At 67.6% G+C, this 17951-nt stretch carries 14 protein-coding genes and 1 pseudogene (1 of these 15 running past the window's edge); 5 read left to right on the top strand and 10 right to left on the bottom strand.

Going from position 1 to position 17951, the window contains the following annotated elements; genetic code table 11:
• The first annotated feature begins 82 nt into the window (after positions 1–82).
• Positions 83–1258, top strand: a complete 1176-nt coding sequence (locus B9N97_RS27265) for a D-alanyl-D-alanine carboxypeptidase family protein (protein ID WP_244560955.1) — start codon at positions 83–85, stop codon at positions 1256–1258.
• 47 nt (positions 1259–1305) lie between these two features.
• Here the strand turns inward: B9N97_RS27265 and B9N97_RS27260 are convergent, their stop codons facing one another.
• Genes B9N97_RS27260 through B9N97_RS27230 form a run of 7 tightly spaced genes read right to left on the bottom strand, consistent with a single transcriptional unit; the run spans position 1306 to position 7094 of the window.
• Positions 1306–2043 (bottom strand): 2-keto-4-pentenoate hydratase, encoded by a 738-nt coding sequence (locus tag B9N97_RS27260; RefSeq protein ID WP_085090968.1) that lies wholly within the window; start codon positions 2041–2043, stop codon positions 1306–1308.
• Positions 2040–3125 carry a LacI family DNA-binding transcriptional regulator gene (locus tag B9N97_RS27255; RefSeq protein WP_085090967.1) on the bottom strand — a complete coding sequence of 362 codons (1086 nt, stop codon included), beginning with the start codon at positions 3123–3125 and terminating at the stop codon, positions 2040–2042. Before B9N97_RS27255 ends, B9N97_RS27260 begins: the two co-directional genes overlap by 4 nt.
• 12 nt (positions 3126–3137) lie before the next feature.
• Positions 3138–4076, bottom strand: a complete 939-nt coding sequence (locus B9N97_RS27250; protein WP_085090966.1) for a 2-hydroxyacid dehydrogenase — start codon at positions 4074–4076, stop codon at positions 3138–3140.
• Between the two features lie 30 nt (positions 4077–4106).
• A complete protein-coding gene (locus tag B9N97_RS27245; RefSeq protein WP_085090965.1) occupies positions 4107–4871 on the bottom strand; it encodes an amino acid ABC transporter ATP-binding protein in 765 nt (254 codons plus the stop codon).
• A 36-nt stretch (positions 4872–4907) separates the two neighbouring features.
• Positions 4908–5717, bottom strand: coding sequence for a transporter substrate-binding domain-containing protein (locus B9N97_RS27240; protein ID WP_085090964.1), 810 nt, complete (start codon positions 5715–5717; stop codon positions 4908–4910).
• A gap of 35 nt (positions 5718–5752) precedes the next feature.
• Positions 5753–6406, bottom strand: a complete 654-nt coding sequence (locus B9N97_RS27235; RefSeq protein ID WP_208621270.1) for an amino acid ABC transporter permease — start codon at positions 6404–6406, stop codon at positions 5753–5755.
• A gap of 13 nt (positions 6407–6419) precedes the next feature.
• The gene (locus B9N97_RS27230; RefSeq protein ID WP_085090963.1) at positions 6420–7094 is read right to left on the bottom strand and encodes an amino acid ABC transporter permease; all 675 of its coding nucleotides are present in this window, start codon (positions 7092–7094) and stop codon (positions 6420–6422) included.
• Positions 7095–7407: 313 nt separating this feature from the next.
• Here B9N97_RS27230 and B9N97_RS27225 point away from each other — a divergent pair, with 313 nt between their 5' ends.
• Positions 7408–8880, top strand: coding sequence for an MFS transporter (locus B9N97_RS27225; protein WP_085090962.1), 1473 nt, complete (start codon positions 7408–7410; stop codon positions 8878–8880).
• Positions 8881–8893: 13 nt separating this feature from the next.
• Here the strand turns inward: B9N97_RS27225 and B9N97_RS35255 are convergent, their stop codons facing one another.
• Positions 8894–9073, bottom strand: a complete 180-nt coding sequence (locus B9N97_RS35255; RefSeq protein WP_208621269.1) for an antitoxin — start codon at positions 9071–9073, stop codon at positions 8894–8896.
• 53 nt (positions 9074–9126) lie between these two features.
• Complete coding sequence (locus B9N97_RS27215) at positions 9127–9843, bottom strand: TetR/AcrR family transcriptional regulator (RefSeq protein WP_085091185.1); 717 nt, start codon at positions 9841–9843, stop codon at positions 9127–9129.
• Between the two features lie 240 nt (positions 9844–10083).
• Here B9N97_RS27215 and B9N97_RS27210 point away from each other — a divergent pair, with 240 nt between their 5' ends.
• Positions 10084–11289, top strand: coding sequence for an efflux RND transporter periplasmic adaptor subunit (locus B9N97_RS27210; RefSeq protein WP_085090960.1), 1206 nt, complete (start codon positions 10084–10086; stop codon positions 11287–11289).
• Positions 11290–11320: 31 nt separating this feature from the next.
• Positions 11321–14464, top strand: a complete 3144-nt coding sequence (locus B9N97_RS27205; protein ID WP_085090959.1) for an efflux RND transporter permease subunit — start codon at positions 11321–11323, stop codon at positions 14462–14464.
• A 106-nt stretch (positions 14465–14570) separates the two neighbouring features.
• Here B9N97_RS27205 and B9N97_RS27200 read toward each other — a convergent pair.
• Positions 14571–17012: pseudogene (locus B9N97_RS27200) on the bottom strand (ATP-binding protein); the annotation flags it as partial.
• 565 nt (positions 17013–17577) lie between these two features.
• On the opposite strand from B9N97_RS27200, the gene B9N97_RS27195 reads away from it, so the two are divergent.
• Positions 17578–17951: the 5' end (the start) of a cation:proton antiporter gene (locus B9N97_RS27195; protein ID WP_085090958.1), read on the top strand. Its footprint extends 883 nt past the window's final position; 374 of the gene's 1257 nt are visible here — the first part of the coding sequence; the start codon lies at positions 17578–17580; the stop codon falls past the right edge of the window.

Below are 17951 nucleotides of genomic sequence, written 5' to 3'. Positions count from 1 at the left end.
AATAAGGGGTGAAGGCGGCGCGGCGATGGTCCATGGAAACGGTCGTCGAAGGAGCCATCCGTCACCTCAGAGGATCCGCAGGGTGATCGTCGCCAATCCGTCCCGTTCCGCCGCACCGTTCCGTCATCTGGCCGCCTGCCTGTCGCTCGCCGCCGCCATTCTGGCCCCCCTTCTGGCATCAGCTCCCGCCGCCGCGCTGACCCCGCCGGAGACGGCGGCCAAGCAGGCCTATCTGGTCGATCTGACCAGCGGGGATGTGCTGCTCGACAAGAACGGCGAGACCCGCATGGCGCCGTCGTCGATGACCAAGATGATGACGGCCTACCTCACCTACGATGCGCTGGTCCATAAGCGGACGACGCTGGACACCAGCTTTCCGGTCAGCCAGACCGCCTGGAAGATGGGCGGCTCGCGCATGTTCCTGAAGCTGGGCAGTCAGGTGCGGGTGGAGGATCTGCTGCGCGGCCTGCTGATCGACAGCGGCAACGACGCCGCCGTGGCGCTCGCCGAGGGGCTGGCCGGCAGCCAATCCGCCTTCGCCGCGCTGATGAACGCCAAGGCGCGCGAACTGGGGATGACCGACACCCACTTCATGAACGCCAGCGGCTGGCCCGATCCGGGCCACTACACCACCGCCCGCGATCTGGCGATCCTTGCCACCCACCTGATCCGCGACTTCCCGCAATTCTACCATTACGAGTCGGAACGGACCTTCACCTGGAACGGCATCCGCCAAGGCAACCGCAACCCGCTGCTCTACCACCCGGTCAGCGTCGACGGCATCAAGACCGGCCACACCGAGGTCGGCGGCTACGGCCTGACCGCCTCGGGCGAGCGCAACGGCCGCCGTCTGGTTCTGGTGGTCAACGGCCTGCCCAGCCCGCAGTCCCGCAATGACGAGCCGACCCGGCTGCTCGACTGGGCCTGGAACGGCTTCAAGCTCTACCCCCTGCTGCACAAGGGCGAGCTGGTCGAACAGGCGCCGGTGTGGATGGGGGCGGAGGACAGCGTGCCGGTGACGGTCGCCGACGACGTGACCGTGACCATGGCGCCGGCCGACCGCAGCAGCCTGCATGTCGTCGCCACCCTGGCCGAGCCGCTGCCCAGCCCGGTCCATCGCGGCGACGTCGTCGGCAAGCTCCGCATCGACTATGACGGCGCCGTCCGCCGGACGGTCGATCTGGTCGCCGGCGCCGACGTCCCGGCCTCCAGCGGCCTCACCGCTCTCGGCCAGCGGCTGGGGCAACTTTTGCCGTGAGGTGCGCCGCGGGGTCGGCCGTGAAGGCCGGCCCCGCGCGCGCTCTCTCAATCCACCTTCAGCGTGATGGTGCCCATGGTGCCGTAGCGGGCGACCGACCGGCTGCCCGGCTCGACGAAGACGGTGCCGGTGCAGGATCCGGTGGTCACCACCTCTCCCGCATGCAGGCCGCCGAAGCTGCGGGTGCCGACATTGGCCATCCACACCAGCAGACGGACCGGATCGCCGGCGCTGTTGCCGCCGACGACATCGACCTTGGTCTCGCCATCGATCTCCAGCGTCACCGTTTCCTTCACCGGATCGAGCGAGCGCCAGTCGGCAATGGCCGGCCCGACGATCAAGGCGCCGTGGTTGAACTGGTCGGCCATGTGGCTCAGCCGGTCCTGGCTGCCGAACCCGGCAAAGCGGGTATCGACGATCTCCCAGGCGGGATGGACCGAGGCGATGGCGTCCAGAACCTCTTCCCGGCTGTAGGGCTGCTCGCGCACCGGCAGGTCGCGGGCGAAGCGGTAGGCGATCTCCGCCTCCACCCCGATGACCTGGAAGAGATTGGCCGGCAGGTGATCGGTGCCTTCGAAGACGGTGGCGGCGTTGATCGGCGCGCGGAAAGGCTCGGCGTCGGGCGTGGCGGCGCCGACCTTCCAGGCGGTGACGGGGCCGAGGCGGCGGGCGACGGCATCCTGGATCTCATAGGCCTCCGCTTCGGTCGCGGGGCGGTTGTCCAGCCCGGTCAGCCACTGGCGGGTCTCGCGCGCGGCGATCAGGGCCTCGACGGTATCGGTCATGACAGGTCTCTGTGGTGGAGGGAAAGGGAGGGGGCGCCGCCAGGGGAGCCACATGATTGGCGGACCACGAGCCGGCTGGGCAGGATGATCCGCTCGGGCGGGCCTTGCGGGTCGGCGATGCGGCGCAGCAGCAGGCGGGCGGCTTCCTGCCCGATCTGCCTTGCGGAGGTGGCGACGGTGGTCAGCGCAGGCCGGCTGAGCGCGGCCTCCGGTACGTCGTCGAAGCCGGTGACGGCCAGATCGCGCCCGGCCCTGAGACCGCGCGCCTCCAGCCCCAGCATCAGCCCAAGCGCCACCACGTCGTTGTAGCACAGCGCTGCCGTCGGCGGCTGCGGCCGATTCGGCAGATGATCAGCCATCTCAGCACCCGACCGCCGGGTCAGGGGGCAGCGCAGCACCAGATCGTCGGCGAGCTTGTGCCGCCGCATCGCCGCGGCGAAGCCGGCATGCCGCGCCGCGTAGGCGGAATGGTCCAGCGTCCCGCCGACGAAGGCGATCCGGCGATGCCCCAGCGAGATGAGATGCTCGGTCACCGTCTCCATGCCCGCCTGGTAATCCACCCCGGCATAGTCCCGGCCCCCATCTCGGACAAAGTCATCGGAGACGAAGCGCAGGGCCTGCACGCAGGGCAGCCGCCAGTGGTCCAGCCGGTCGAGCAGCTCTGGCTGCGTGCCGGCGGCGGGGCAGAGGATCACCCCGTCGACATTGTGCTCCCGCATCCGCTGCAGGAAGCGGTCCTGGCGCTCCGGCTGCTCGGCGGTGTTGGCGATGAAGGCGACGAAGCCTTCGGTGTCCAGCACGTCGTCCACCCCCGCCGTCAGCTCGGCATAGAAGGGGTTGTTCAGTTCGCAGACCAGCAGCCCGACCGTGTGGGTGCGGGCGGCGCGCAGGTTGGCGGCGCCGCGGTTGTAGATGTAGCCGAGCGCCGCCATGGCGGCCTGGACCCGCTCCCGCGTGTCCGCCGCGACCAGCGGGCTGCCGCGCAGCACCAACGACACGGTGGAGCGCGACACCCCGGCATGGCCGGCGACCTCCGTCAGGGTGACGGTCCCCGGCTTGCCGTTATCGGGCGGTCTGGCCACGGCGGCGGTGCCTCACACCACGGCGGTCGGCAGCGGCCGGCCGGCGAAGAAGGCTTCCAGATTGTCCAGCACCAGCTGGCCCATCGCCATCCGCGTCTCGACCGTGGCGCTGGCCTGATGCGGCTGCAGGACGACGTTGTCGAGGCCGTAGAAACCTTCCGGCACATTCGGTTCGTCGGCGAAGACGTCCAGCCCGGCACCGCCGATCCGGCCCTCGGTCAATGCTGCCAGCAGTTCCGGCTCGTCCACCACGCTGCCGCGGGCGACGTTGACCAGCAGCCCGTCCGGCCCCAGCGCGTCGAGCACGGCGCGTCCGACCATGTTGCGGGCGTCCGCCCCGGCCGAAGCGGCGACGATCAGGATGTCGCTCTCCCGCGCCAATTCGACCGGCGAGGCGACGAAGCGGTAGGACACGCCTTCGCGCGGCTTGCGGTTGGTGTAGGCGATGGTCATGCCGAAGGCCTCGGCACGCTTGGCGATGGCCTCGCCGATGCGGCCCAGCCCCAGTACGCCCAGCCGCTTGCCGCTGACCTTGCGGGCGAGCGGCAGCTTGCCCTTCGTCCATTGCCCGGCGCGGACGAAGCGGTCGCCCACCATCATCCGGCGCGAGGCGGCGATCATCAGCCCGATGGCGAGGTCGGCCACGTCGTCGGTCAGCACGTCCGGCGTGTTGGTGACGCGCACGCCGCGGTCGCGGGCATGCTCCAGATCGACGGCGTCGGTGCCGACACCGTTGATGGCGACGATCCCGAGATTGGGCAGCGCCTCGACCACCGCCTTCTTCACGCCGGTCCCGCCGCCGGTGACGACGGCGCGCACCCGGTCTGCGACCTCGGCGATCAGCCGGTCGCGATCCGGCGCGGCGGACAGGCGGTGGACGGTATAGGCCGCATCCAGAGCCTGCTCGATGGCGGGCATCATGGGTTCTACCAACAAGATTTCGGGCTTCATCGCAACTCGTCCTTGGTGGAGGAAAATTCCTCAGTGGGCCAGGATCTGGCCGAGGAAGCTTCGGGTCCGCTCCGATTTCGGATCGGTGAAGAACGCCTCCGGCGTGTTCTGTTCGACGATCTCGCCGCGGTCCATGAAGATCACGCGGTGGGCCACCGACTTGGCGAAGCCCATCTCGTGCGTCACGCACAGCATGGTCATGCCGTCTTCGGCCAATCCGATCATGGTGTCGAGCACCTCCTTCACCATCTCCGGATCCAACGCGGAGGTCGGCTCGTCGAACAGCATCACCTTCGGGTTCATGCACAGCGACCGCGCGATGGCGACGCGCTGCTGCTGGCCGCCCGACAGCTGGCCCGGATATTTGTCGGCCTGTTCGGGGATGCGCACCCGCTCCAGATAGCGGATGGCGGTGGCCTTCGCCTCGGCCTTGGTGGTGCCGCGCACCTTCATCGGCGCCAGCATGCAGTTCTCCAGCACGGTCAGGTGCGGGAACAGGTTGAAGCTCTGGAACACCATGCCGACCTCGCGCCGGACGGTGTCGAGCTGGCGGTGATGCGGCCCAAGCTCGACCCCGTTGACGGTGATCCGGCCCTTCTGGTGGCGTTCCAGCTGGTTGATGCAGCGGATCAGGGTCGATTTGCCCGATCCGGACGGGCCGCAGATGACGATGCGCTCACCCCGGTGGACCTCCAGGTCGATGTCCTTCAGCACCTGGAAATGATCGTACCATTTCTGGACGCCTTCCATGCGGATGACGACATCCGCGCTCATCTGTCCAGATGTCGTTTCCATGGTCCTGTCCTCCACCGGGATTGCGCTTCGTTCGACTTAGGACTTGCTGGCGGTGACCGCCGCCGGCAGGTCGGTGCCCAGCCACTTCTGATGGATGGCGTTCAGCTCGCCGTTCTTCTTCACGGTGTCGAGGAAGCCGTTGACCCAGCCCATCAGCTTGTCCTGGCCCTGGCGAAGGGCGATGCCCTGTACCTGGCTCTTCAGGACGAACTTCATCTCGTAATTGGCCTGGGGCGCCATCGTCTTGATCTGCTGCGCCACCACGTTGCTGACGCCCAGCGCATCGACCTGACCGGACAGCAGGGCCTGCACGGCGCTGGCGTCGTCGTCGAAGCGCATGATGCGGGCATCCTTCGGCGCCACCGCGCTCAGCGACTGGTCCTGCGTGCTGGCGCGGGCAACGCCGACGCTCTTGCCCGACAGGTCTTCCGGCTTCTTGACCGCCGACTTCTGCGGGGCGAGCAGCCCGATCTCGATGGCGGCATAGGGCTCGGAGAAGGCGACCTGCTTGGCGCGCTCCGGCGTGACGCCGAGCGAGGCGACCAGCACGTCGACCTTGCCGGTCAGCAGGTAGGGGATGCGGTTCGGCCCGGTCACCGGCACGATGTCGACCGGCACGCCCATATGCTTGGCCATCAGCTTGGCGACGTCGGCGTCGTAACCGTCGGGCTTGCCTGCGCTGTCGGTGATGCCGAAGGGTGGGAAATCGACCAGCATGCCGATGGTCAGCTTGCCTTTGCCCTTGATCTCCTCGACGCTCTGGGCGTGCGCCGTGGCGGTGAGCCCGACCGCGGCGGACAGCAGGGCGCCGGCGACGACAAGGCGGCGGGTGACGGTGAAAGCCATGGGTGTTTCCTCCGAGTGCGAGTGTTTTTGAGGCTTTAGCGGGAAGGCGCGGCGTAGCGGGCTTCCAGACGCTGACTCAACAGCGACAGCGGCCAGCACAGCGCGAAATAGATCGCGGCGACGATGCTGAAGACCAGGAAGGGCTGGAAGGTGGCGTTGTTGACGATCTGGCCGGCGCGGGTCAACTCGACGAAGCCGATGATGGCGGCCAGCGAGGTGCCCTTGATGACCTGCACCAGATATCCCACCGTCGGCGGCACCGCGACCTTCACCGCCTGCGGCAGGATCACGTAGCGCATCAGGCCGGGATAGCGCAGGCCGAGCGAAGAGGCCGCCTCCCACTGGCCGCGCGGCACCGATTGGATGCAGCCGCGCCAGATCTCGCCCAGGAAGGCGCTGGTGTTCAGCGTCAGCCCGACCGCCGCGGCGACCCACGGGCTCATATCGATGCCGATCACGGTGGCGCCGAAGAAGACCAGGAACAGCTGCATCAGCAGCGGCGTGCCCTGGAAGATCTGGATGTAGCCGTTCGCCAGCCAGCGCACGGGCTTCACGTCCGCCGTGCGGCCCAGCGCCACGAACAGCCCGACGATGCCGCCGCCGACGAAGGCGATGACCGACAGCATCAGCGTCCATTGCACGGCGCTGAGCAGGAACAGGAATTCATTGTATCCAAAGGCGCGGATCATCGCTCAATCCCCCTCAGCGCCGGTCGACGGTATAGGCGAAGGCCAGCCGGTAGATGCCGGCAAATAGCGCCGAGAACATCAGCGCCAGCACCAGATAGATGCCGGTCACGACGATGTAGATCTCGAAGCTACGGAAGGTCTGCGACTGGATGTTGTTGGCGACCGAGGTCAGCTCGTCGGCGGAGATGGCGGACACCACGCTGGAACTCAGCATCAGCAGGATGAACTGGCTGGTCAGCGCCGGATAGACCGTGCGCAGCGCCGGCTTCAGCACGACATAGCGGAAGACCTGCAATGGCCGCAAACCGAGCGCCAGCCCGGCCTCGATCTGGCCCTTGTGGATGGATTCGATGCCCGCGCGGATGATCTCGGTGGCATAGGCGCCGACATTGACGACCATCGCGATCAGTGCCGCCACGTCCGGCGACAGCCTGAGCCCGATGCTCGGCAACCCGAAGAAGATCAGGAAGATCTGCACCAGGAAGGGCGTGTTGCGGATCACCTCGATATAGGCGTTGATCAGCCAGCGCACCGGCTTCGGCCCGGAGGTCTTGCCCAGCGCGCAGACGATGGCGACCGCCAGTCCGATGGCCATGGCGCCGAACGACAGCCTGACCGTCAGCCAGGCGCCGTCCAGCAGGTAATCCCATGACGCGAACACCGCGTCGAATTGAAAATCGTAGGTCACGGGCGTTCCTCCGCACCCGCGTCGCGCCGCCCTTCAAGGTTGGCGTCGCGCGGATTGCCTTTGTCCGCTTGGGCTGTCGTCCGGGGAATCCTCACCCGGATGGCCGGGACGCCGCGACGACGGCATTCCCGCTCTCTCAGTGTTCGTACACGGTAATTGGATCGATCCAAAAGCGCAATGGGAAATGAGGAGTGTCGTGATAATTCGTGTGCCAGACATTTGATCGGGTCCAGCATGTGCGGAAACCTTCCAGCCGCACAGGGCGTTTCACCGGTGCGCCGAGCAATCGCCAGCCTTCAGGAGCCCGCCCGACATGACCGCAGGAACCGGCACCGCCGCGGTGAGCAGCCTCGTCCCCGCCCGGATGGACCGCCTGCCTTGGGCGCGCTTCCACTGGATGGTGGTGGTCGGGCTGGGCGTCAGCTGGATTCTGGACGGCATCGAAATCCAGCTGATCTCCGCCTCCGGCTACAAGGAAACCTTGGGCATGTCGAGCGCCGAGGTCGGGTTCGCCGGCACCATCTATCTGATGGGGCAGGTGGTGGGTGCGCTGGTCTTCGGCCGGCTGACCGACCGCTGGGGGCGCAAGCGGCTGTTCATCACCACGCTGGCGCTCTACCTGATCGCGTCGGGCATCGCCGGCTTCGCCTGGACGCCCTGGTTCCTCTATGTCTGGCGATTCATCGCCGGGATGGGCATCGGCGGCGAATATGCAGCCGTCAACTCCGCCATCGACGAGCTGATCCCCGCGCGCTTCCGCGGCCGGGTCGACATCGCCATCAACGGCACCTATTGGGGCGGGGCGATGATCGGCGCGGTCGGCAGCGTTTTCCTGCTCGACCACTCGCTGGTCCCGGAAAACCTCGGCTGGCGCATCGCCTTCTTCATCGGCCCGTTGCTGGGGCTGATCATCATCTATCTGCGCCGGCACATCCCGGAAAGCCCGCGCTGGATGGTCACCCACGGCATGGAGGACGAGGCGGAGCGCATCGTCGACGACATCGAGGCCAGCGTGCGCGCGCAGGGAAGGACGCTGGCGCCGGTCGACCCGAAGCGGGCGATGTGCATCATTCCGGAGGATTCGGTGTCCTACGCCCAACTGGTCGACGTGTTCTTCCGGCAATATCCGTCGCGCACCTTCCTGGGCGTGACGATGATGGTGACGCAGTCCTTCCTCTACAATGCGATCTTCTTCACCTATGCCCTGGTGCTGCAGAATTTCTACCATCTCGACCCATCGCAGACCGCGCTCTATTTCTTCCCCTTCGCCGCCGGCAACCTGATCGGGCCGCTGTTGCTGGGACCGCTGTTCGACACGGTGGGGCGGCGGCGGATGATCTTCGGCACCTATCTGCTGGCGGGCGTGGTGCTGCTGGCCTCGGCTTTCCTGTTCCGGCAGGGGGTGCTGACGGCGAACACGCACACGATCTTCTGGTGCGTCTCCTTCTTCTTCGCGTCGGCCGGCGCCTCCTCCGCCTATCTGACGGTCAGCGAGATCTTCCCGCTGGAGGTCCGGGCGCAGGCGATCTCCTATTTCTTCGCCATCGCCCAGGTGGTGGGCTCCACCGGCCCGCTGCTGTTCGGCTGGCTGGTGGGGGAGGGGACGGAGCGCGACCCGCTGTTCTGGGGCTATGTGGTGGGGTCGGTGGTGATGATGTTCGGTGGGATGGTCGCGCTGGTCTATGGCGTCGATGCCGAAGGCAAGGGGCTGGAGGACATCGCCGAACCGCTGACCAAGGCCAACCGCGACCAGGGCGTGGGGGAGGAGGAGGCGGAGACGATTTGAGGGCGCTGAGTGGTCACCAAGATGGCGTCGAGATGTGGCGCCTCAGAAAATGTTCTTGGGGACGGCGGCTCTGTCCTCGATCTCCGTCGCGACTGATGAACACCGTCTCTCCAGGAAGTTCGAACTCCACCGGAATGCGCACGGCTTGGCTGCGGTTGTTGCGGAACAGGCGAACTTCCTTGCGCTGCTGCATGTCGCGGCGCTCCATGTATATGCCAATTACATGTGCCATGGACGCGGCCGAGGTCAATCGCGGGTCGTCTTCGGCACGCGGGCGCCGTTCAGGAAAAGCCGCACCGCATGCCGGACATAGCGGTCGAGGTCGGGGATGGCCGGTGCGCTCTGCGGCAGGATCAGGCGGCGGATCACCAGATTGCCGGTGACCATGCCGAGAAAGGCCTGCGCCGCGGCTGCCGGATCGTCGATGCGCAGGTCGCCGCGGTCGGACAGCCGCCGCAGATAGTCGGCCAAGCGGCCGATGGCGCTCTCAGGTCCGATGCGGAAGAAGGCCTCGGCGATGTCGGGCACGCGGTCGCCCTCCGCGATCAGGATGCGGACGGTGGCGGTCGTCTCCTCGTTCAGCAGCGCCTTGACCAGATGCAGGGCGAAGGCGGTCAGACCGGCCTCCGGCGTTACGCGCTCGTCCGCCTGGGCGGGGGCGAGGCCGGAGAGGATCATCGCGTTGTCCTCTTCCATGATGGCGCGGAACAGCCCTTCCTTGTCGCCGAAATGCTCGTACAGCGTGGCGCGCGACCCGCCGGCGACGGCGATGATGTCGCTCAGCGTCGTCTTTTCGAACCCCTTTTCGATGAACAGCCGGCGGGCCGCCGTCAGGATCGCCTGCCGGCGCGCCATGCCGCGCGGACCGCAGGTGGACGGGCCGCAGATGGCGGCTCCACTGGCGGGTGGTTCCTGCGCGGTGTCGATCCGGGCCTTGTGGCTGCTGGGGTGGCTGCTGGTCATCCTGCGTTCCATTCCGGTGCGGCGGCTGCGGCCGGGTTCATTTTTTTCCAGCGCCTTTCCGCGGGATCCCTTGTCGGGCATCCGCGGAACCCTCTTGCGCGGTGCAGCATTCTCACTGTATCGTCTGGTACACTGTACTGTATGAGACAGTACTAAGCAACGGGGATGTGCCGGACCAGCCGAGCCCCGGCGTAGCAGGGAGACGGGTCCGCCGCGCGCGGCGCCGAGACGAGGAAAGAGATGTCCAGATCCAATCCATTCATGACGCTGGCCGCGGCGGCCTGCCTGATCGCGCTGCTCGCCGGCTGCAACCAGCAGAAGCAGGCGGGCGGCGCCCCCCAGGGTGCCGGCGGCCCGCCCGAGGTGTCCGTCGCCACCATCGAACCGCAGCGCCTGACCGTGACGACCGAATTGCCGGGCCGCACCGCCGCCTACCGGATCGCCGAAATCCGGCCGCAGGTCAGCGGCATCGTGCTGAAGCGCCTGTTCCGCGAGGGCAGCGAGGTGAAGGCGGGCGACCAGCTTTATCAGATCGACCCCGCGACCTACGAGGCGTCGCTGGCGAGCGCCCAGGCCGACGTGCAGAAGGCGGAAGCCAACCTGCAGGCCGCCCGCAACAAGGCGTCGCGCTACGGCGATCTGGTGAAGAACAGCGTGGTCAGCAAGCAGGATTTCGACGACGTCCAGGCCACGCTGAAGCAGAACGAGGCGCAGGTCGCCGCCGCCAAGGCCGCCTACAACCTCGCCAGCATCAACCTGAACTACACCAAGGTGTTCGCCCCGATCTCCGGCCGCATCGGCAAGTCGGCGGTGACGGAGGGTGCGCTGGTCACCGCCAACCAGGCGACGGCCTTGGCCACCATCCAGCAGTTCGACCCGATCTATGTCGACGTGACGCAGACCGCCTCGCAGCTGATGAAGCTGCGCGAGGACATGGCGACCGGCCGCATCCGCCCGGCGGAGCCCGGCAAGATCCCGGTGACGCTGTTCCTGAACAGCAACGGCAGCGGCGACGACACCGCCTATCCGGCCAAGGGTGAGCTGCAATTCTCCGACGTGACGGTGGATGCCGGCACCAGCTCGGTCCAGCTGCGCGCGGTCTTCCCCAACCCGAACAAGGAACTGCTGCCCGGCCTGTTCGTCCGCGCCCGTGTCGAGCAGGGGGTGGCCGAGAACGCCATCACCGTGCCGCAGGCGGCGGTCGCCCGCGGGCCGGACGGCTCCGCCCGCGTCTGGGTGGTGGGGGCCGACAACAAGGTGAACCCGCGCACCATCAAGACCGAACGCGCGGTCGGCAACGTCTGGCTGGTGTCGGACGGGCTGGCAGCCGGCGAGCGCGTTGTGGTCGAGGGCCTGCAGAAGGTCAAGCCGGGCGCCGAGGTGAAGCCGGTGCCGGCCCAGAACGCTCTTGCCGCGCTGCCGGAAAAGGCCGCCTCGGCCCGCTGATCCCAGGATACCGTCCCCAGGATACCGTCACATGTCAAAATTCTTCATCGACCGGCCGGTCTTCGCCTGGGTCATCGCCATCGTCATCATGATGGCGGGCGCCCTGGCGATCCTGCGGCTGCCCGTCGAGCAATATCCGAAGATCGCGCCGCCGACGGTGTCGATCACCACCAGCTATCCCGGCGCCTCGGCCAAGACGCTGGAGGACACGGTCACCCAGGTCATCGAACAGAAGATGACCGGGCTCGACCATTTCCGCTACATGTCCTCCAACAGCGACTCCTCCGGCAACGTCACCATCACCCTGACCTTCGAGCCGGAGGCCAACCCCGACATCGCCCAGGTCCAGGTGCAGAACAAGCTGCAGCTGGCGGTCCCCCTGCTGCCGCAGGAGGTCCAGCAGCGCGGTCTCCAGGTGTCGAAGGCCGGCAACGACTTCCTGCTGGTGGTCGGTTTCGTGTCGAGCGACGGGCGCCTCAGCCAGGGCGACATCGCCGACTACGTGACCTCCAACCTGCAGGACACCATCAGCCGGGTGGAGGGTGTCGGCGACGTCACCGTCTTCGGGCCGCAGCATGCCATGCGCATCTGGCTCGACCCCGACGCGCTGAACAACTTCGCCCTGACCACCACCGACGTTTCCAACGCGATCAAGACCCAGAACGCCCAGGTCTCCGCCGGCCAGCTCGGCGGCGCTCCCGCCGTTCCGGGCCAGCAGATCAACGCCACCATCACCGCCCAGTCGCGCCTGCAGACGCCGGAGCAGTTCGGTGCCATCCTGCTGCGCGTCAATCCCGACGGCTCCCAGGTGCGGCTGCGCGACGTGGCGCGGATCGAGATCGGGTCCGAAACCTACGAGATCAGCGCCAACTACAACGGCAAGCCGGCGGCCGGCATGGGCATCAAGCTGGCGACCGGCGCCAACGCGCTGGACACCGCCGCCGCGGTCAAGGCGCGGGTGGCGGAGCTTCAGCCCTTCTTCCCCAGCGGCATCGAGGTCATCTACCCCTACGACACGACGCCCTTCGTCCAGCTGTCGATCCACGAGGTCATCAAGACGCTGTTCGAGGCGATCGTTCTCGTCTTCGTAGTGATGTACCTGTTCCTGCAGAATTTCCGCGCGACGCTGATCCCGACCATCGCGGTGCCGGTGGTTCTGCTCGGCACCTTCGGCGTGCTGTCGGCCTTCGGCTTTTCCATCAACGTGCTGACGATGTTCGGCATGGTGCTGGCGATCGGCCTGCTGGTGGATGATGCCATCGTTGTCGTGGAAAACGTCGAGCGCGTGATGAGCGAGGAGGGGCTCCCCCCGCGCGAGGCGACGCGCAAGTCGATGGACCAGATCACCGGCGCGCTGATCGGCATCGCCCTGGTGCTGTCGGCGGTCTTTGTGCCGATGGCCTTCTTCGGCGGGTCGGCCGGCGCGATCTACCGCCAGTTCTCGCTGACCATCGTGTCGGCGATGGCGCTGTCGGTGCTGGTCGCCCTGGTGCTGACCCCGGCGCTCTGCGCCACCATCCTGAAGCCGGTCGCCGTCGGCCATGGCCATGCGAAGGGCGGCTTCTTCGGCCTTTTCAACCGCGGCTTCGATTCCGGCAGCCGGGTCTATGTCCGCGGCGTGCGCGGGGCGGTGAACCGGCTGGGCCGCTTCTTCATCGCCTACCTGCTGATCCTCGGCGGCCTCGGCTACCTGTTCCTGCAGATGCCGTCCTCCTTCCTGCCGACGGAAGACCGCGGCCAGCTGTTCGTGCTGTGGTCGGCCCCGCCGAACGCCAGCTCCCAGCGCACCGCCGAGACCGCCAAGGCCGTCACCACCTATTTCCTGGAAAAGGAGAAGGACAGCGTCGAAGGCCTGTTCACCATCGTCGGCTTCAACTTCTCCGGCCGCGGCCAGAATGCCGGCATGGCCTTCGTCCGGCTGAAGGACTGGAGCGAACGCACCCTGCCGTCGCAGAAGCCACAGGCCATCGCCGGCCGGGTGATGGGCGCGATGTCCAAGCTGAAGGACGCGGTGGTCTTCTCCTTCCTGCCGCCGTCGGTTCCCGGCCTCGGCAACGCCACCGGCTTCGACCTTCAGCTGGTCGACCGCGGCGGGCTTGGCCATGACCGGCTGATGCAGGCGCGCAACCAGCTTCTCGGCATGGCGGCTCAGAACCCCAAGCTGGTCGGCGTCCGCCCCAACGGCTTGGAGGACACCCCTCAATTCAAGCTGGACATCGACCGCGAGAAGGCGAGCGCGCTCGGCCTGTCGCTCAGCGACATCAACACGACGCTGGCGGCGGCCTGGGGCTCGTCCTACGTCAACGACTTCATCGACCGCGGCCGGGTGAAGAAGGTCTATCTCCAGGCCGACGCGCCCTACCGCATGCAGCCCAGCGACATCGACCGCTGGTATGTGCGCAATTCCGCCGGCCAGATGGTCCCCTTCTCCGCCTTCACGACGGCGCAGTGGACCTACGGCTCGCCGAAGCTGGAGCGCTACAACGGCTCCTCGTCGCTGAACATCCAGGGATCGGCCGCACCGGGCGTCAGCTCGGGCGAGGCGATGACCGAGATGGAGGCGATGATGCAAAAACTGCCGCCGGGCATCGGCTATGAATGGACGGGATTGTCCTACGAGGAGCGGCTCAGCGGCTCGCAGGCGCCGGCGCTCTACGCCCTGTCGATGATCATCGTCTTCCTATGTCTGGCGGCTCTCTATGAAAGCTGGTCGGTGCCGGTGTCGGTGATCATGGTGGTGCCGCTGGGCGTCATCGGCGCCGTCGTCGCGGCGACGCTGCGCGGCCTGCCGAGCGACGTCTATTTCCAGGTCGGCCTGCTGACCACCATCGGCCTGTCGGCGAAGAACGCCATCCTGATCGTGGAGTTCGCCAAGTCGCTCTACGACCAGGGCATGGAGCTGAAGGAAGCGGCGGCGGAGGCCTGCCGCCAGCGCCTGCGCCCGATCATCATGACCTCGATGGCCTTCATCCTCGGTGTGCTGCCGCTGGCGATCAGCACCGGCGCCGGGTCGGAGAGCCAGAACGCCATCGGCGTCGGCGTGATGGGCGGCATGATCTCCGCCACCGTGCTGGCGATCCTGTTCGTGCCGGTCTTCTTCGTCGCCGTCTACCGCCTGTTCGTCCGCCGCCGCCCCGGCCACGGCGCCATGCCGCAGCCGGCGGCGGGGGATTAAACGACGCTTTCCTCTCTCCCGCCCGAATCCCCCTCTCCCCCCGGGGAGAGGGGATCTTCGCCCCCACCCGCCCGGCATCCGTCAGCAGCGTGTCCAGCACCTGCACCAGATGGTCGATGCGGTAGGGTTTCGGCAGCACCATCACCCCGGTGGCGCGGGCGACATCCTCGCTGTAGCCGGTCGCCAGCACGACGGGCAGGTCCGGCCGGAGCCGTTGCGCGGTGCGGGCCAGATCAACGCCGCTCAGGGTGCCGGGCATCACCACGTCGCTGAACAGGAGGTCGAACCCGCCGGCCTCCAGCAGGGGCAGCGCCTCGTCGGCGGTGGCGGTGCGGGTGATGGTGAAGCCGGCATCCTCCAGCGCCGTCGCCACGGTCAGCGCCACGATCGGGTCGTCCTCCACCACCAGCACATGGCCGCCGATGCGGGTGGCGTCCGCCTCCGCCACGGCCGGTTCGGCCGCCGTCGCCGGAGCGGTGCCGGAGCGGCGGATCAGCAGGCCGATGGTGGTGCCGTGCCCCTCCTCGCTCTCGATCCAGGCGGTCCCACCGCAATGGCGGGCGAAGCCGTAGACCTGCGACAGGCCCAGCCCGCTGCCCTTGCCGATCTCCTTGGTGGTGAAGAAGGGATCGAAGGCACGCGCCCGCACCTCGGCCGGCATGCCGGTGCCGGTATCGCTCACCGTCAGCTGCACGAACTCGCCCGCCAGCCCGTCCGGTGCCCGCGCATCGCTTGGCTCCAGGATCACGTTGGCCGCCCGGATCGTCAGGGCGCCGCCGTCCGGCATCGCATCCCGCGCATTGACCACGAGATTCAGCAGGGCCAGCTCCAGCTGGGTCGCATCGACCTCCACCGGCCACAGTCCGGTGGTGAAGTCGATCTTCAGCCTTATGTCCGCGCGCAACGCCCGGTTCAGCAGTTCCGACATGCCGAGCACGCGGTCGCGCAGGTCGACGGTCTCCGGCCGCAGCGCCTGACGGCGGGCGAAGGCCATCAGCTGCTGTACCAGCTTGGCGCCGCGGTCCACCGCCTGCCGCCCGGCATCGACCAGCGGCTGGATGCGCGTTCCTTCCGCCCGCTTCTCGATCATGTGCAGGCAGCCCGACAGCGCCTGCAGCAGATTGTTGAAATCATGGGCGACGCCACCGGTCATCTGGCCCAGCGCCTCGGTCTTCTGCGTCTGCAGCAATGCCACCTGGACGCGCTCGCGCTCCGCCACCTCCTCGGCGACGCGGGCCTCCAGCGTGGCGTTGAGCTGCTGCAGCTCCTCCTCCGCCCGCTTGGCCTCGGTGACGTCGCTGCCCTCCACGAACAGGCCGCTGACGCGCCCGTCCTCATCCCGGATCGGCTGGTAGACGAAGGTGAGGAAGCGCTCCTCCAGCGGTTCGCCGGGCCGGCGCTGGAACCGGATCGGCATGTTGCGCCCGACGAAGGTCTCGCCGCTGGCATAGACGCGGTCGAGCAGCTCGAAGAATCCCTGCCCCTCCACCTCCGGCAGCGCGTCGCGCGCGGGCCGGTCCACCAGATCCTGGCGGCCGACCAGCTGCATGTAGGTGTCGTTCGCCATCTCGAAGACATGCTCCGGCCCGCGCAGCACGCACATGAAGCCCGGCGCCTGCCGGAACAGGGTGCGCAGCCGCTCCCCCTCCGCCGCCAGCCGGGCGTTGGCCGCCTCGACCGCGGCACGTTCGCGCATCAGCGCCTTGTTGGCGGCGCGCAGGGCCGCTTCGGCGAGCGCGCGTTCCACCGCGGCCCAGGTGCGTTCCGCCACATCCTCCGCCAGGGCGGCATCGGTGTCGGTCCAATGGCGCGCCTTGGTCTCATGCAGATAGAGGATCGCCGTCAGCTGCCCCGCCTTCAGCAGCGGCACCACCAGCAGCGAACGCGCGCCGATGCCGGCGAAGGCCGCCGCCGGACCGCTGCCGCTGGTGCGCGGATCGGTGGCGACGTCGTCCACGCGCAGCGTGTATCCCGCCCGCAGCTCTGCGATCAGCGCCGGCCCGAAGCTGTCGAGCAGGCGGGATTCGCCGGCGAGGCTCGCCACCCCGCTGTCGCTCCAGTCGCGCTCGACCGAGACCATGCTGGCGGTCGGATCGGTGCGGCCATAGCCGGCCCGCGCCACCCCCAGATGGCGGCCGATCGCCTCTGCGGCGGCGGCGGTGATGCCGACCGGGTCGTTCAGCCCGCGCAGCCGCTCCGCCAGATCGAGCTGGAAGGTCAGACGCCGCTCGGCCAGCACGCGGGCGGTGTTCTCGGTGCAGGCGCAGAACATCCCGGCGACGCGGTCGGTCTCGTCGCGCACCGGGCTGTAGGAGAAGGTGAAATAAGTCTCCTCGCGATAGCCGTGCCGCTCCATCACCAGCAGCCGGTCCTCGTGATAGGTCGCTTCGCCGGCGAGCGCCCGCGCCACCAGGGGAGTCAGATCGGGCCAGATGTCGGCCCACACCTCCGCGAAGGGACGGCCCAGCGCCTCAGGCTTGTCGCCCAGGATCGGACGGTAGCTGTCGTTGTAGAGGAAGGTCAGCTGCGGCCCCCAGACCGCGAACATCGGGAAGCTGGAGGTCAGCATCAGGTTGACGATGGTGCGCAGCGACTGCGGCCAGTCCTCCGCCGGGCCGAGCGGCGTGGCCGACCAGTCCATCGCCCGCATCCGCCGGCCCATCTCTCCGCCGCCGGTGAAGACGTCTGGGCTGCGGGCCGGACTGCCCTGTGCCGGACTGCCATCTGCCGGGCCGCCGGACACTCCGGCCTGCCGCAGCCTTGCGGCGTCCTGCCATACCGGATCGGCCGTCATGCGACGAACACCGCCGCCGCGGGTTCACGACGTCGATGCCCGGTAGTCCGGAAAAAGATAGGGGCTTTCACACAGGTCATGGCGCGAGAATAGGCAATCGCAAGATGGGTGGCAATCAGCGGCCTCTAGCCATTTCGGAGTAGTTTTCTTGACTCGTCATGCGGGCGCGACCTTAACGCCTGTACCGATGTTGTCGAGATCATCATATCTGCAAGCCGCTTCTTGTCCTTTCCGGGAGATCGGGCCCGGGAGATCAGACGGGCAGCCGTTCATTCTGTACCGCTTTTTGTGGCTGTACCGCTTTTTTTGGAGAAAGCCCGTGGGTCCGTTCCATCTTTCCGCCATCTTGCTGACCTTGGCGGCCACCTTCGGCTTCATCAATCACAAGTGGCTGAAGCTGCCCAGCACCATCGCGCTGTTCTTCGAAGGACTGGCGCTGGCGCTGCTGGTGAGCGGCGTCGATTCGGTCAGCGCCACCCTGGGCGTCGGCAACTGGCTGCGCAACCTGATCCAGCAGATCAGCCTGCCGGAGATTCTGCTCGACGGCATTCTCAGCCTGCTGCTCTACGCTGCCGCGGTGAATGAGGATCTGTGTGCGTTGCTGAAGCGGAAATGGACGGTGCTGGCGCTTGCGACGCTGGGGGTGATGCTGTTCACCGGCCTGATGGGACTGGGGCTGAGTTTCATCTTCCG

This window comes from Azospirillum oryzae, from assembly GCF_900177515.1.
GTDB lineage: Bacteria > Pseudomonadota > Alphaproteobacteria > Azospirillales > Azospirillaceae > Azospirillum > Azospirillum oryzae_A.
This window is presented reverse-complemented; position numbering and strand designations above follow the sequence as displayed.